Source organism: Actinotignum saccati (assembly GCF_051265055.1).
Classification (GTDB): Bacteria; Actinomycetota; Actinomycetes; order Actinomycetales; family Actinomycetaceae; genus Actinotignum.
The window spans coordinates 229830-244938 of the sequence record NZ_JBOZCC010000004.1; the positions used below are offsets into that span (position 1 = coordinate 229830).

Here is a 15109-nt window from a genome sequence, read left to right on the forward strand (position 1 = left end):
TGCTAACTGCGGGGACGGCCCGGTAGCGCGGGGCGCACAGGGCCGCTCACCTGGTTTATTTTAGCGCCGCGCTCGGTGCGGACGCTCGGGCGCCCAGGTATGTGCGCGGAACCCCGGCGGTTGTCCGGCGGTTGTCGGGCGGGCTAACCGGGCGCCGCGCCGAACGTCCGTGGCAGGCCGGGGCGGTGACTAGCTAGGCTGGAGGGAGTGCGCGGGCGAAGAGCTCCGGTAAGTGCGGGCAAGGCACACCGATACGCGCGGTGGAAGCACCCCGGCGAGGAGGAATATGTTCCACAATATTATTTGGGATATGGGCGGGACCATGGTGGATACCTACCCGCATGTGGATGCCACCTTGCAGGCGGTAGTTCTTGATTCCGGCCAGGAGGTTTCCCTCCTGGAAGTTGCGCGCCTCACCCGCCGCTCCACCAACCTGGCCATCACCGAGCTATCGCGCCGTTTCGGGATTCCGGAAGCGGAGTTTCGCAAGCGCGAACAGGAACTGAAAGACTCGTGGAAAATCACGCCACCGCCCGCGATGGCGCATGTGCGTGAGGTGCTGGCCGCGGTTCCGGGGCTCAATGTGGTGGTCACGCACCGGGATCGCGCGAGTGCCCGCACGCTCCTGGACGGTTTGAATCTCCGGGTTGCCGATATGGTCTGCCCTGAGGACGGCTTCCCGCGTAAACCCGATCCGGCGATGTTCACCCATATGCTCAACAAGCATCGCTTGGATCCGGCCCGCACCCTCGCTATTGGGGATCGGCCTATCGATATCACGACGGCGCATAAGGTTGGCGTGGCCGGTGTACTCTTGGAAACTCCGGGTATTGAGCTGGAGGCCGATGCCGATTATCGCATCACTGACCTTTCCGAGGTTCTCCCGCTTCTCGGCTGATGAGCGAGCATCTCGACCGATGAGCTAGCATCTCGACCGATGAGCTAGCGGAGCGGGTGCGCGCCCGTGTGGAAACTTTCCAGCCGCAGCAGCGCTTTTTTCATATCCAGCCCGCCCGCATAGCCGCCCAGCGCGCCGTGCGCAGCAAGCACCCGGTGGCACGGCAGCACGATAGGGATCGGGTTACGCGCGCACGCCGAGCCCACCGCCCGCACGGCCCGCGGGTTGCCGACCATCGCGGCTAGCTCGCCATAGGAACGGGTCTGCCCGTAGGGAATTTCCGCCAGGGCTCGCTGCACCCGGGCCGCACAAGGCCCGCGGGTGAGAACCAGATCGGTGGGGAGCGTGAAGCGGGTGCGCTCCCCCGCGAAATACTCGGTGAGCTGGGCGCAGACCCGCGCGGCAAGCACCTCCGCCCGGCGCCGCTCCTCGCCATCCTCAAGTTCGGTTACTGCCTGCGGGCGCGACAGCCCGGGAAGCACTACCGCGATAAGAGCATGCGCCTGCGCCGCAACGGCGAACTGCCCCAGTGGGGAATCGCACGTCCGCCATACCGCTGCGGCGCAGGCACGTGTCATCGTCGGTCCTCTGATCGCTCCTCTTGCTTTTTACTTCGCGAGCTGAGCGGTGAGCTTTTCGAGGCCGCTCAACACGGCTTCCACTTCACCCGCGCGGCGTTCCAGCGGGGTGAATGCGCCGTCCGCCCAATCCTCAAACATCATGAAATTCACTTCGGAGCGGATGGCGGGCATATTGAAATTAGCTGTGATCTGGCGCCATTGCTCGATAGCGCGCACGCCCCCGATGGAGCCGTGCCCCACGAAAGCAACCGGCTTATTCATCCACTCCACACCCAGCCCATCCACTGCGTTCTTGAAGGCCCCGGGTACCCCGTGGTTGTATTCCGGGGTCACGAAAATAAAAGCGTCGAATTCGCTGATTTTATCGGCCCAGCGCTGGATGGCCGGATGATCGTACTGGCCGTTGGCCGCGGCCGGAACCACGGGGCTGGTGAGCAGCGGAATATCAAAATCCTTGATATTCACGAGTTCGTAAGTGGCCTCCCCCGCCCGCTGGGCTGCGAGCTGGGCGACGTACCGGGCCACGCCCTCGGTAGCCTGGCCCTCGCGAATTGATCCGGAAATAATGGCGATCTTCATACAAGTATCCTTTCGTTTAGGTGAGCGATACCCAGATTACCAATCACTCATTTACCTTTCAATCGGATATGTGGCGCTCCCGTTTAGCTCGGTGCGAACATCGCCCGCCTCAGCATCGACACCAGCATCGGCACTACCCTCAGCAGCAGCACCGCGTTCATCAGCAGCGCTGCCGTTTCCAGCCATCCCACCGGCACTCTCGTCCAGATCACTGGCGAGCACGGCGTAGACGATAGTGTCCGTCCACTCCCCTTTGAGCCAGAAATCCTGGCGCATATGCGCTTCTTTACGCATTCCCGCGTGCTGGAGCATGAGCTCACAGACCCGATCCCGCGCATCCATTTGCGCGGCAACGCGATGCACCCCGCACTCGGTACAGGCGTAGCGAATCATGGCCCGCATGGCCTCCGAAGCGTAGCCGTGCCCGCGAAAATCCGGGTGGAGAACAGTAGCGATCTCCGCGACGCCGTGCTGCGGATCGGTCATCCACAGACGCACGTCCCCGATAGGTTGCGCATCAAGTTCGATAACGACGGCGAGCGCGGCCTGCGGGCCGCGCAAATCCCGCGCCTGGGCGCGCTGGGCAGCTTCGTTAACCGCCCGTTCGGGATTCCAGGCATCGGTCATGAGGTATCTGGTGACATCTTCGCGGCTGTAAATACTATGCAGCCACGGCGCATCATCGGGCCGGTGCAGCCGGAGCTGCAACCGCGAAGTTGTCACCGAAAATTCTTCAGGTGTCGTGGTATTCATAACTCCTTAAGTGTAACGAAAAACACTTTTAGGGGAAGAGGTGCTGAGCTGGTTATCCGCGAAACGGAACGGGACGGTAGTGCGGGAACGGATCACTTGCCAGCCTCCCGTACAGATCAACGTCGATCCGCTGCCCGTTGATCAAGAATTTCCCGCGTTCGGTGCCTTCCTTAACGAATCCGGCCGCGCGGGCCACCCCGCCGGAGGCGGGGTTGTTCACCCGGTGCCCGAGTTCGAGGCGTTCCAAGCCGCGCTCACGCAGGGCCCAATCCGCCACCGCCGCCGCGGCCCGCGACATCATCCCACGCCCCCAGTAGTCGTGGTGCAGCCAGTAGGAAAACCACCCGTTTTTCTCATCCCAATCCGCATTGATGCGGACCATACCGATGAGTTCGTCGGTATCATCCCGCGCAATCACCCAGGCCAGCTGCGAATCCGGTGCCTCCAAGATACGCGCGATATAGCGGCGGGCCCCGGCCATATCCGTGATATTGCCCTGCCGAATCATATCCGGGTGGGAAGCGAAGGCCGCCGCGATAGCTGCGGCGTCGCCCTCACGCACCGGGCGCAGCGCAATATCAACGTTCACAGCCATTCCCACGCGCTCCCTACACATTAAAGCGAAACTCGACCACGTCGCCGTCCTGCATCACGTAGTCCTTGCCCTCTTGGCGCAGTTTTCCGTGTTCGCGAGCGGCGGCTACCGAGCCGTATTCCACCAGGTCATCGAAGGAGACCACCTCCGCTTTAATAAAGCCGCGCTGGAAGTCGGTGTGGATCACGCCGGCGGCCTGCGGGGCGGTATCGCCCTTGTGGATGGTCCAGGCGCGGGCTTCTTTGGGGCCGGCCGTCAGGTACGTTTGCAGGCCGAGGGTATCGAAGCCCACCCGAGCCAGCTGGTCCAATCCGGATTCTTCCTGACCGGTGGCCTCCAGCATTTCCCGGGCTTCTTCTTCGCTGAGTTCCACCAGTTCCGCCTCGAATTTGGCGTCGAGGAAAATGGCTTGGGCAGGTGCCACAAAGTCACGTAGTTCCTGCTGCATGGCAGTGTCAGCGAGGCCGTCGTCGTCGGTATTAAAAACGTAGATGAAGGGCTTCGAGGTCATGAGCTGGAAGGAACGCAGGGTGTCGGCGTCGAATTCGGCGGCGTGGTTGGAGAGCACCTCCCCCGCCTCGAGGAGCGCGTAGGCTCGCTGCGCGGCATCGAGCGTTTCCTTCGGGGTTTTCTTCCCCGTCACTTCCTTGGTCAGGCGCGGGATCGCCTTTTCCAGGGTTTGCATATCGGCGAGGATGAGTTCGGTGGTGACCGTTTCGATATCATCCTTCGGGTCCACGCGGCCTTCCACGTGAACCACGTCCGGATCCGCAAAAGCGCGGGTGACCAGGCAAATCGCATCCGCTTCGCGAATATTGGCGAGGAATTGGTTGCCCAGGCCCTCCCCCTTGGAGGCCCCGCGCACGATCCCGGCGATGTCCACAAAATCGACCGTCGCCGGCAGAATTTTCTGCGACCCGAAAATTTCGGCGAGTTTGGTCAGCCGCGCATCCGGGAGCGGCACCACGCCCACATTCGGCTCAATCGTCGCGAAGGGGTAGTTCGCCGCGAGCACCGTTGCGCGCGTGAGCGCATTAAATAGGGTCGATTTTCCGACGTTGGGAAGTCCTGCAATACCAATTGTTAAAGCCACGCCCTCCATTCTAGCTAAGAGAAAGGAGGGCGGGCTGCTATTCCCCGGACTCGCAATCCGGGTGCGGCGCTACCGGGCCGCGGCGTTGCACTACCGCCGTAAGGTGCGGCGCTACCGGCCGTTCACTACCGTACGGGCGCGTCCATGGACTTCGGGGCGTGCCAAATATCTTCGCCGCGCAAAATCGCATCCGCGCCACCGTCGATATAGAGAATCTGCCCGGTGATGGTCCGCGAGAGTCCGGTCACGAGGAAAACGAGGGCGTCGGCAATATCGCGAGCTTCCGAGGCGCCGTGGTACGGGGCGGGTAGCGCGCCGAAAGCCTGTTTGCGCCCCTCTTCGGTGGAGAGAAGTTCCTTCGTCATCGGGGTGGCGACCACGCCCGGCCCCACCGCGTTGAGCCCCACGCCGCGCCCGGCAAATTCTTCACTCACGGCCGCGCGGCGCACCCACGTGGCGATAGCGCGCTTGGAAGAGGCGTAATTCGCGTAGCCCTGCATCGGGCCCTGATCGGCCAGCTCCTTACCGTAGGCGAGGGCTTCTTCGCGCTGATCATCGAGGAGCAGCTGCACGAGCTTAGGGTCGCTGGGCTGCAAACTTGCACACGAGGCGGTAATGACCGCGCGCCCATTGTCCGCCTTCTCCAGGTAGGGAAGGAAAGCGCGCACCGTATCGCGCGCGCCGAAGTAATTCACCTTGAGATCGAGAGGCGAATTGCTCTGGGTGCCCGCATTCGCGATCACCCCGTCAACCTGCGGGTACTTTTCCACCACCCGAGCAACCGCATCCGCTATTCCCTCCGGCGTGGACAGATCCGCTTCAAATTCTGCCCCGCGCAAATCAACACCGACGGGCGTATGCCCGCGTTCTTCCAGAATCTGCCCGCAAGCAGCGCCAATACCCGAGCCCATTCCGGTCACGACGATAGTAGACATGGTGTTCCTTTCTCCCCGGCGCCGCTTCCTCGCGGCACCGCCCGCGGGGCCGTACGTCCCAACTGTTGTGTGAGTTGCGTTATACCCCGCTTTTTGAAAGCTATCAAAGTTTTTTGCGGGGAACAAGGGGCGACGACGCCGCCAGTCCGCTTCCCTCCCATTTTTCTGTCGTAGGTGGATGTTTGAATACCGCTATGGATATTTCGATTGTTCTAGGTGCTCTTATCGCGGTGGGATGCGCATGTTTCGCCCTGGGGTTCTTGAGCGCGCGGGTGCGCTCGGGTGGGGCGGTTTCGGCCCGTGAGCTGGCACTGGTGCGCCAGCAACTGGAGGAGGCGCAGCGCGATGCCGGAGCGGTGCGGGCGCAGCTGGCGGCCGCCCAGGCTCGTTCGGATCGTTTAGAGGAGGAAAATAACGGGCTCATCGCCCGCGCTAAAACCGATAACGATATTTTGCGTTCCCTGGCTCCTATTACCCAGCAGCTTGAGGTGATGGAGCAGCGGGTTCGGGATGTGCAGGTTCTTCAGGGCGAGCAGCGCACCGAAATCCGCACCCAGCTCAGCGCGGCGGCGCGCACCCAGGAAGATCTGGCGCGGGCTACCCAGGCGCTGCGCGGGGCGCTCAGTTCTACCTCGGCGCGCGGCATGTGGGGTGAAGTGGAATTGCGCCGGGTGGTGGAGGCCGCCGGAATGCTCCCCCACGTTGATTTTTCGGAGCAGGTTTCCGCGCCCGCGGGTGGTGGGCGCGCGGCGGGAGCGCGCCCGGATATGGTTATCCACCTGCCCGGAGGTGCTCATCTCCCCCTCGATGCCAAGGTTCCCCTCACCGCGATGCTCCAGGCGCAGGCCGCTCCGGCTACCACGGCGGAGGAAATCGCGCGGCGCCAGGATCTACTCAAACAGCACGCCAAGGCGGTGCGTGCTCACGTGAACGCTCTAGCCAAACGGGATTACCCCGCGCTTTTCCCGGGCTCACCCCGGATTACCATTATGTTCCTCCCGGGGGAATCCCTGCTCGCGGAAGCGCTGCGGGAAGATCCCCCACTCCTGGAGGATGCCCTGAATCTCGGGGTGATCCCGGCTTCTCCTGCCTCGCTGCTGGCGCTGCTGCGCACCGTGGCAACGCTGTGGGCCTCCAGTAAAGTCAGCGAGGAAGCCGGGCATATTATTGCGCTGGGCCGGGAAATGACGGATCGGCTGCGGGTGGTGGCTGGCCACCTGGAAAGGCTTGGGAATTCCCTCACCTCAGCGGTGAAAAACTACAACTCGGCGCTCTCCTCTTTCGATACGCGCGTGCTGGTCACCGCGCGGCGCCTGGAAAGCCTGGATGCTGATTTTTCTACCCCGCCGGCCATTGCCGCGGAAGAAGGTCAGGTCAAACGTTTCCACGATGCCGCCTTGCGGGAAGCATTGGACGGCGAAGAAGATCATGAAACGCGGATTGTCCCGTAGCAGTGCGGGGCAAAACATGGCACGATAACTGATATGGCTTCAACAACTCCGGTACCCGCCAACCTGCCGCAACGGGCTGCGCAGACAACACCGGATCACCCGTGGCCACTGCGCCTCCTCTCGGTCAAAATCCGGGAATACGTGGCGAAAATGTCACGCCTCTGGGTGGAAGGTGAAGTCATTACCCTCCAGCGCCGCCCCGGAGCCAAAGTCCAGTTCCTCACCTTGCGGGATCTGGAAGAAAACGTCTCTATGACGGTGAAAATACTCAGCCATCTACTTCCCGCAACCGTCACCTCCGGAAGCCGGGTGGTGGTGTGGGCGGTCCCGGATTTTTATACCGGTAATGGCTCGCTCTCCCTGTGGGCACAGGAAATCCGCCCTGTTGGCGTGGGTGATATTCTGACCCGTTTGGAAGCCCTGAAAGCTAAACTCGCCGCCGAAGGCCTGTTCGCACCCGAACGGAAAAAGCCGCTCCCCTTCTTACCGCGCGCGGTGGGGCTTATTGTGGGGCGCAATACCAAAGCCAAAGAGGATGTCATTATTAACGCCTCGCTGCGCTGGCCCGGGGTTCGTTTTGAGGTACGCGAAGTAGCGGTTCAGGGTCGGGATGCCGTGGCCCAGATGATTCCGGCTCTGCGTGAACTCGATGCCCATCCCGGAGTGGATGTTATTGTGCTGGCCCGCGGGGGTGGCTCCGTGGAAGATCTCCTTCCCTTCTCTGATGAGCACCTGGTGCGTGCTATTGCAGCCACCCGCACTCCGGTAGTCTCCGCTATCGGGCATGAGGGAGATAATCCCATCAGCGATTATGTGGCTGATCTGCGGGCCTCCACCCCTACGGATGCCGCCAAACGCATCGTCCCGGATCGGGAAGCGGAACGTGAAGGTGTGCAGGCGGCGGTGCGCCGCTTACGCCAGGGCATGCGCCACCGGGTGGAACGCGCCACTAAGGAACTCGAAGCATTACGCGCCCGGCCGGTACTGGCCCGCCCCCGCACCATGGTGGAGGTACGCGAACAAGATATTCAGTCGCTGCGCTCCTGGCTGCGGGCCCATATTCGGCGCGATATGGCCTCCAATTCCCAAGATATTTCCTCGCTGCTTTCTCAGCTGCGGGCCCTCTCCCCCCAGGCGACACTGCAGCGCGGGTATTCGGTTATCCTAAGCGGGGATGACAGAGTAGTCTCACAAGAAAACGATGTCAGAATCGGAGAACACCTGCGTGCCATTTTGGCCGCGGGAAGCCTCCACCTCGAAGTGAAAGGGAGCGCGCATGGCAGCTAAGGGAACCACTCCTGAGGGATTCACACCCCCGGCGCCAGCGCCGGGCTCATCCCAACCCCACGCAGCGGGTGCATCCACGCCCCAGGCACCCGGCTCACCCGGGCATCAGGTGTCCGGACCTCAGGTACCCGGCGCCTCTGCACCTCACCCGCGCGAAGATATTGAGGCGCGCGTGGCCACCCTCAGCTACGAAGATGCCCGGGCCCGGCTAGTTGATATTGTCTCCCGCCTAGAACAAGGCTCCATTCCTCTCGAAGAATCCCTGCGACTGTGGGAAGTTGGCGAATCCCTAGCCCGCCACTGCCAAAGCTGGCTTGATGGCGCGGCGGCCCGGATCGATGCCGCCGAACGCGGCGAAAGCCTCGCGGCCGCTCCGATGGCAGCCCCGCAACCGGCAGCAGCCCCGGCGGCTGCTCCCGCTCCTGCCCCGGCGAATACTCCCGTTAATCAGGCCGCGCCTGTGAACCAGGCCGCGCCGGTGAATCAGGCCGCGCCGGCCGCAGCACAAACGGGTGGCTATCAGGCGCCCGCCCCCGCTATCCCGCCGCAGGCTTCCAAGGAGGACCGAGTGGCGGCCCTCCGGGAAGCGGTCCGTGAAGTACGCGCTGAAGATGTACCGGCTATTCAGCCAGCTCCGGAAGCCGTGGCGGAAGCTACGCCTGCCCCCGCTGCCCCGCGCGGCGGCTCTGCTCCCACGGGTAGTCCCGCCGATGCGCCCGCTGGTGCCCCTGCCGCCGCACCGCCCTCCGCTGCGGAACCCGCGGCCGGCGAGGATGACGATGATTTCGATCCGGAAGAATTCGCGGACGGAACAGGCCTGGATACCACCCCGCTCACCCGCCACCCCGAGGATTTCGCATGACGATTCTCGTAATTGGCGATGCCATCGCCAACCAGCGTGAAGCGGAGACCCCATTTCGCGCCGGCACCATGTTTAAGGTGGCTGTCAATCTAGCCCACCTGGCTCGCGAAGTTCGGATGGTCACCAATATTTCCGAGGCTTCCGATCCGCAAGTCGTACGCGATTACGCCGCTGCCCACGGGGTCGAGCTTCTCTTGCGCCCCGCCGCAAGCCCGGTCAGCGCGGCTTCAGCCCCGATCAGCAGCACTTCAGCCCCGATCAGCACTGCTTCAAACTCGGTTAGCGCGGCTCTCACCTCCGGCTTGCCCACCCCGCCCCCGGCAGCTTTCACCGAAGCTCATTACGGGGACGCACACGCAGACCCGGAAGAAAGCTGGGATATTTTGCCAGCTCCGGAACGCGGCGCCCGCAAACTCGATTTTGATCTTTTCAGCCCCTCCGCCACTATTTTCGGTGGGGATGCCTGCCATGCCATGCCCGCGGCCCACACCGTGCGCGAATGGCTGCGGGTATGCCGCTCCACCTCCACAATTATTTACTCGCCGGCGCTGCGCCACCCCCGCGCCCGCAACCTGGATCGAGTACGTATTCAAGCCGAAAGTTTCTTGCAGCTAAGTGACGTCGTCGTCGCAACCTCAAAAGATATCCGGCTGCTTTACGGTATTAGCGGCCCCGAAAACGAATTTGCCGCGGTGGCCGAACACTGGTTTAGTTTCGGGCCGCGGCTCGTCGCCATTTTGCTTGAGGACGGTGCCGCGCTCATGATCACCGCCTCGGGTGACCGACTCCACGTGGCATCCCTCCCGCGCCCCTTCGTGGATGTGGCCGGGGCTCGCAGCGCTTTTATCGCCACCACCATCGACACTCTTGACCGGGTGAGCTTGCTCGGGAGGGAAGCCAGCCCCGGCCTTGCGACCATGTCCATGTCACACCTGTATACCGTGGGTGCTTTCGCCACCACCGCGCGCAGCCTCATGACCGCGCATGCCGGCTGGGAGCCACTGACCCGCAACGAACTGAGCGAAGGATTCTTCGAATACCAAAGCCGCGAAGGGCTGATTTAGCGCACCTTTTCGGTGTGAGCGCCCCACTCCGGCTCCGCCCGCGGCCACGTGCTCGCAGCTTAGCGGCCGCGGCGCCGGTCACGTTGCGTATAGTCGCGCAGCGCGCGCAAAAAATCCACGCGCCGGAAATCCGGCCAGTAGGTTTCGCAGAAATACAGCTCGGTGTGGACGGACTGCCAGAGCATAAAGCCGCTCATGCGCTGCTCCCCGCTCGTGCGAATCACCAAATCCGGATCGGGCTGGCCGCGGGTGTAGAGATGATCGGTAATATCCGCGAGGGAAAAATCTTCCGCGACCTCCGCGAGGCTGCGCCCGGCTTCCGCCTCATCGCGCAGGTAGGAACGCACCGCGTCGGTAATTTCTTGGCGCCCGCCGTAACCCACCGCAATATTCACGTGCAAACCATGACAGGATTCGGTGCTCGCGGCGGCGGCACGCAGGCGCTGGGCGTACTCCTCAGGAAGAAGATCAAGATTACCCACCGCGACCAGCCGGAAACGACCCGAGCGCGCCAGATTTTCAACAGTTTCACAAATGATGGTGAGCAGCGGGCCTACTTCTTCGGCCGCCCGGGAGAGATTATCAGTGGAGAGCAGCCACAGAGTAACCACCTCGATGCCGGCATCTTCGCACCAGCCGAGCACCTCGGCGATGCGCTCGGCCCCGGCCCGATGCCCGAACGTGGCAGATTCACCCAGCTCGCGTGCCCAACGCCGATTGCCATCCAACATAATGGCCACGTGCTGCGGCATGCGTTTGCCGGCCAGCTCCCGCACCAAGCGGCGTTCATATGCGGCGTAGAGCCATGATGACATCCCCACGCTGTCTCCCTCCCTCGTTCTAGCCGCGCCGGCCCGAGCTGCGCCGATCTAAGCCGTGCCCTGCCAGGGCCGCGGCAACCCGAACCGCGCCGGCCCGAACCGCGGCAACCTGAGCCACCCTATGCCAAGGCCGCGCCGATCACGCGCCGCGGCTAGATACCTAACCGTTTAACTGTAGCCCGCCCATCCTGAGCGAACAGGAAAAGATACCCGGAAAATACTCAGGCAAGCAGCGTACACTTGCGCCAGCGGCTTAGACCGGTGCGGGGAACCGGAGCCACAGGTCCTGCTTCACCCGCCGCCGCGTTGTGCCGGCCTGCGGAGACCCCGGAGGCATCACCGATCACGTGGGAGCACCATGACCCGTCTTTGTCACGCCACTAGCGAACGCCAGCGCGGTAGTGATTCCCCCGCGCCTCGCGGTGAGACTCGCGGTGAGAAGAAAACCGGCGCATCGAACGCCGGGGCGGCACAGCCCGCGGTAGCGCGGTCCAGCGCACACAGCGCCCGGCGGCGCCTGCCCGCATCGGCGCTACCGAAACCAGTATTGCGCGGCTGGCAGCACGCCATTATTGCCCCGCTCGCGCTGGCGAATATGATCGTCCAGATTGTTTTTGCACCCACCGCCGCGCTCACCATCGGAGTCATTGTGTTCGGGCTGAGCGCCGTGGTGCTCTTCGGGCATTCCGCGGTGTATCACCTGGGGTCCTGGGGTCCGAAAGTCCACGCGATCCTGCGCCGTCTGGATCACTCGAATATTTTCTTGCTCATCGCCGGAACCTACACCCCACTTTCCCTCGCCCTGCTGCCGGGCAGTACCGCCGCCCTGGTGCTGGCCATTGTGTGGGGCGGGGCGCTCGGCGGGATCGCGCTCTCTAATTTCTGGCCGGCCGCACCGCGCTGGCTGTATGTTCCCCTCTATATTGCGCTCGGGTGGGTGGCCATCTGGTTTCTCCCGGATATGTGGGAGGCCGGCGGCCCGGGCATCGTTTGGCTCATTATTGCCGGCGGGATCTGCTACACGGTAGGTGCGCTCGCCTACGCTTTCCGCTGGCCCAATCCCTGGCCGCGTACCTGGGGATTCCACGAATTCTTCCACTCCGGAACAGTGGCGGGTTATGCCTGCCATGCGGTAGCGGTCTGGCTCACCCTCTTCGCCGTCGCCTAACGAGCGCCCGCCGCGCTCAGTCAGCTCAGAGCTCAACGCGCTGAGCACTCCCCAGCTTGCATGACTACCAAGCCCGCTTGGCCGGCCTCGCGGCCCGGAGGGCCGCGGCGGCGTCGTACCCCTCCTTTAGACTGGTGCCCAGCACCACACGAAAACGGCAATGCATAGGAGCGAAGATGAGCAAAAAGAAGAACCCGGAGGCGCGCGAGCACGCCGGCACGTGGACCACGGCGCCCGGGATTGCGCTGCGAGTCCGGGAGGGTTTTCAGATAGCGTCCGTTGATACCGGATCCACGCCGGGCTGGCACGGGGATAAAAAGGCCGGGAAAGCCGCCATGAAAGAGCGCGGGAAGCTGCTGGCTGAGCTGCAAGAACGTCTCTATGCCGAAGCGCGCCAGGGAGGTGAGCGGCGCGTGCTGCTCGTGGTGCAGGGCATGGATACCGCCGGGAAGGGCGGAATTTGCCGGCATGTGCTCGGGATGGTTGATCCGCAGGGCGTGCACCTGCGCTCTTTCGGGGTGCCCACCGCGGAGGAGCTGTCTCATGATTTTCTGTGGCGGATTCGGCGCGCGCTACCACCGGCCGGTATGATCGGAGTTTTTGACCGCTCGCATTACGAAGATGTGCTGGTCGGGAAGGTCGATGAGCTCGCCACGCCCGCGGAAATTGAGGAGCGCTACGAAAAAATCAATGAGTTCGAGCGGGAGCTGGTGGGCGCGGGCTATACGCTCGTCAAGGTGGCGCTGCTTATCGGCTACGAGGAGCAGGGGCTGCGGCTGCTGCGCCGGCTGGCGCGCCGCGATAAACACTGGAAGTATTCGCCCTCCGATGTGGAGGCACGCGCCCAGTGGCCTGCCTATATGGATGCCTACCAGGCCATGTTCGAGCGCACCTCCACGGAATACGCGCCGTGGTATGCGGTGCCGGCGGATCGCAAATGGTTCGCGCGCCTCGCGGTGACCGAGCTCCTCGCCCAAGCGCTCGCCCGGCTGGCCCCGCGCTGGCCGGAGGTCCGTTGGGATCCGCGCGCCCAGGCCGAGCAGGTGCTGGCCACCATGCCGCGGCACACCGCGCAACTCTCCGCGGACGAACTGCGCCAGGAAGCGGAGGAAGTCGCCGCCGAATCCGAGGACTACCGAAATGGCGTGGAAACGCTCATCACCCAGGATGCTCGCAAGGACGCCGGGGAGCGGGTCGGGAACGGACAGTAACTACCGGTACCGCGCCGCCGCCTGCTCTTCGCTTTCCAGCCCGGGCACCCGCGCGAATAGATCCGTCTCGCCCTCCGCGGGCGCCGGGCCCACGGTGGAAGCCGCCAGGTAGAAGTCCTCATGAGGCCACACCTGCGCCTCCAGGTCCCGCGGCGCCGCGAAGAACAGCCCGTTCGGGTCAATTTGGGAGGCGTGCGCGCGCATGGCCGCGTCACGCTGCGGGAAATATGCGACGACGCCGACCCGTGTGCTTGCGGCATGACGAGGGCGCGGGAATTGCGCGGCCTCTTTCAGCCATTCCGTAAAAGGGCTGGTGCGGCCGGCGGCAAGGATCGCCTCGTGCAAGGTGGTGAGCCGGGCGAAGGAAAGATTGGCATCGTAATACAGCTTGGAAACCTGCCAGGGCTCGCCCAGCTCCGGCCAGCACGGCTCCCCCGCCAGCCGCACCGCCGCGAGGGTGGCGGTGTGGGTGCGCAGGTGATCGGGATGCGGGTAGCCACCGTTTTCGTCATAGGTGGTCACCACCTGGGGGCGGAACTCGCGGATCTGAGCCACGAGAGCGCGATGCACATCCGCGTCCGCAGCCCGGGCGAAACTATCGGCGGGAAGCTCCGCATCCGGGTAGCCCTCGGGCAGCCCGGAATCCACAAAGCCGAGGAAAACGTGTTCAATGCCGAGGATGCGGGCAGCGGCGGCCATTTCTTCCCGGCGTAGCTGTGCCATGGTGCGCCCGGCCAGAGCTGCGTCGTCGAATAAAGGATTGAGGATATCCCCGCGTTCCCCACCCGTGCAGGTGACCACCCGTACCCGGCCGAGGCGGGCGTATTTCGCCATGGTGGCCGCGCCTTTCGACGATTCGTCATCCGGGTGGGCGTGGACGCAGAGGAGACGGCGTTCGTCCATCATCCTTCTCCTTCCGCTGCTGGCGCTCTTCCGCAGCTGGCGCTCTTCCGCAGCTGGCGCTGGCGCTTATCGCGCTACTCTACCAAGGAGGCCCACGCGCTGGCCCGCGATGGTAGCGGAGTGGAACGCGGCCCCCGCCAGCAGAAAATCCAGGGGAATGTTGCATCGCCCGGAAGGCTGGTATGCTTAGCCGGAGAAACATGCCTGTCAGGGCATGATTTTTTTATCCGAGTGGGGCGTCCCACCCGCGCCCAGCGCTCGGGCCCCCGCAACCGCATCGCCGCACGAAGGCGTGCCGAGCTGCGCCGCGCGAGCGCGGGCTCATAACAGAATGACCAACCGGGCAGGTGCGCGGAGCACCCGCCCGCCGTGACGAGAAAGAGAAGAGATGTCTGAAAACACCAAGGGGGCTTGGCTCTCCCCCGAAACGTACGAGCACCTCAAGGCCGAACTCAATGACATGATTACCGTGCAGCGCGCGGAGATCGCCAAGAAGATCGAAGCGGCGCGCTCGGAGGGCGACCTGCGGGAGAACGGCGGCTACCAGGCGGCTCGCGAAGAGCAGTCGAAGCTGGAGGGGCGGATCGTGGAGCTGACCGCGCTGCTGGAAAACGCCCATGTATCCGAGCCGCCCTCGGGCGATGAGGTGGCTTCCGGCACGGTTGTGACGGCCACGATTGGCGGCATGGAAGAAACCTTCCTCCTCGGTTCGCGCGAAGCCGCGGATATTGTGGGGATGGAAGTGTATCCGGAAAGCGCGCCGCTCGGGCAGGCCATCCTGGGCCTGAAGAAGGGTGAGAAAACCACCTTCAAGAACCGCCTGGGCCGCCCCGTCAAGGTGGAAATCCTCGATATCAAGCCCTACGAAGGCTAGAAGGCCAGAACGCTAGGGCGCCACCAGAGAGCTA

At 63.7% G+C, this 15109-nt stretch carries 16 protein-coding genes; 8 read left to right on the plus strand and 8 right to left on the minus strand.

Annotated elements, in window-relative coordinates; all coding sequences use genetic code 11:
• The first annotated feature begins 286 nt into the window (after positions 1–286).
• Entirely contained in the window at positions 287–898 is a 612-nt protein-coding gene (locus tag ACRQEC_RS05120; protein ID WP_284889351.1) for an HAD-IA family hydrolase, read from the plus strand.
• Between the two features lie 44 nt (positions 899–942).
• On the opposite strand, the gene ACRQEC_RS05125 is transcribed toward ACRQEC_RS05120, so the two are convergent.
• The 6 genes from ACRQEC_RS05125 to ACRQEC_RS05150 all read right to left on the minus strand — a co-directional run bounded on the left by ACRQEC_RS05125 (position 943) and on the right by ACRQEC_RS05150 (position 5434).
• Positions 943–1476 (minus strand): methylated-DNA--[protein]-cysteine S-methyltransferase, encoded by a 534-nt coding sequence (locus tag ACRQEC_RS05125; RefSeq protein ID WP_284889353.1) that lies wholly within the window; start codon positions 1474–1476, stop codon positions 943–945.
• Between the two features lie 30 nt (positions 1477–1506).
• A complete protein-coding gene (locus tag ACRQEC_RS05130) occupies positions 1507–2058 on the minus strand; it encodes an NADPH-dependent FMN reductase (RefSeq protein ID WP_284889355.1) in 552 nt (183 codons plus the stop codon).
• A 51-nt stretch (positions 2059–2109) separates the two neighbouring features.
• A complete protein-coding gene (locus ACRQEC_RS05135; RefSeq protein WP_284889357.1) occupies positions 2110–2811 on the minus strand; it encodes a GNAT family N-acetyltransferase in 702 nt (233 codons plus the stop codon).
• 52 nt (positions 2812–2863) lie between these two features.
• Positions 2864–3406: a GNAT family N-acetyltransferase gene (locus ACRQEC_RS05140; RefSeq protein WP_284889359.1), complete on the minus strand. Its 543-nt coding sequence runs from the start codon at positions 3404–3406 to the stop codon at positions 2864–2866.
• A 13-nt stretch (positions 3407–3419) separates the two neighbouring features.
• The gene (gene ychF, locus ACRQEC_RS05145) at positions 3420–4499 is read right to left on the minus strand and encodes a redox-regulated ATPase YchF (RefSeq protein ID WP_284889361.1); all 1080 of its coding nucleotides are present in this window, start codon (positions 4497–4499) and stop codon (positions 3420–3422) included.
• A gap of 125 nt (positions 4500–4624) precedes the next feature.
• Positions 4625–5434 carry an SDR family oxidoreductase gene (locus ACRQEC_RS05150; RefSeq protein ID WP_284889363.1) on the minus strand — a complete coding sequence of 270 codons (810 nt, stop codon included), beginning with the start codon at positions 5432–5434 and terminating at the stop codon, positions 4625–4627.
• Between the two features lie 194 nt (positions 5435–5628).
• On the opposite strand from ACRQEC_RS05150, the gene ACRQEC_RS05155 reads away from it, so the two are divergent.
• The 4 genes from ACRQEC_RS05155 to ACRQEC_RS05170 are packed head-to-tail and all read left to right on the plus strand — an operon-like array spanning position 5629 to position 10098.
• Positions 5629–6885 carry a DNA recombination protein RmuC gene (locus ACRQEC_RS05155; RefSeq protein ID WP_284889365.1) on the plus strand — a complete coding sequence of 419 codons (1257 nt, stop codon included), beginning with the start codon at positions 5629–5631 and terminating at the stop codon, positions 6883–6885.
• Positions 6886–6918: 33 nt separating this feature from the next.
• Positions 6919–8172 carry an exodeoxyribonuclease VII large subunit gene (gene xseA, locus ACRQEC_RS05160; RefSeq protein ID WP_320756870.1) on the plus strand — a complete coding sequence of 418 codons (1254 nt, stop codon included), beginning with the start codon at positions 6919–6921 and terminating at the stop codon, positions 8170–8172.
• Positions 8162–9034, plus strand: a complete 873-nt coding sequence (locus ACRQEC_RS05165) for an exodeoxyribonuclease VII small subunit (protein ID WP_284889369.1) — start codon at positions 8162–8164, stop codon at positions 9032–9034. The genes xseA and ACRQEC_RS05165 overlap by 11 nt, the downstream gene beginning before the upstream one ends.
• Complete coding sequence (locus ACRQEC_RS05170) at positions 9031–10098, plus strand: hypothetical protein (protein WP_284889370.1); 1068 nt, start codon at positions 9031–9033, stop codon at positions 10096–10098. The genes ACRQEC_RS05165 and ACRQEC_RS05170 overlap by 4 nt, the downstream gene beginning before the upstream one ends.
• A 59-nt stretch (positions 10099–10157) precedes the next feature.
• On the opposite strand, the gene ACRQEC_RS05175 is transcribed toward ACRQEC_RS05170, so the two are convergent.
• Positions 10158–10913 (minus strand): isoprenyl transferase, encoded by a 756-nt coding sequence (locus ACRQEC_RS05175; RefSeq protein WP_284889501.1) that lies wholly within the window; start codon positions 10911–10913, stop codon positions 10158–10160.
• A 364-nt stretch (positions 10914–11277) separates the two neighbouring features.
• Here ACRQEC_RS05175 and trhA point away from each other — a divergent pair, with 364 nt between their 5' ends.
• Positions 11278–12087 carry a PAQR family membrane homeostasis protein TrhA gene (gene trhA / locus ACRQEC_RS05180; protein ID WP_284889372.1) on the plus strand — a complete coding sequence of 270 codons (810 nt, stop codon included), beginning with the start codon at positions 11278–11280 and terminating at the stop codon, positions 12085–12087.
• A 176-nt stretch (positions 12088–12263) separates the two neighbouring features.
• The gene (locus tag ACRQEC_RS05185; RefSeq protein ID WP_284889373.1) at positions 12264–13298 is read left to right on the plus strand and encodes a PPK2 family polyphosphate kinase; all 1035 of its coding nucleotides are present in this window, start codon (positions 12264–12266) and stop codon (positions 13296–13298) included.
• On the opposite strand, the gene mca is transcribed toward ACRQEC_RS05185, so the two are convergent.
• Complete coding sequence (gene mca / locus ACRQEC_RS05190; RefSeq protein ID WP_284889374.1) at positions 13299–14204, minus strand: mycothiol conjugate amidase Mca; 906 nt, start codon at positions 14202–14204, stop codon at positions 13299–13301.
• Positions 14205–14589: 385 nt separating this feature from the next.
• Here mca and ACRQEC_RS05195 point away from each other — a divergent pair, with 385 nt between their 5' ends.
• Positions 14590–15075, plus strand: coding sequence for a GreA/GreB family elongation factor (locus ACRQEC_RS05195; protein WP_016443212.1), 486 nt, complete (start codon positions 14590–14592; stop codon positions 15073–15075).
• Positions 15076–15109 lie beyond the last annotated feature (34 nt).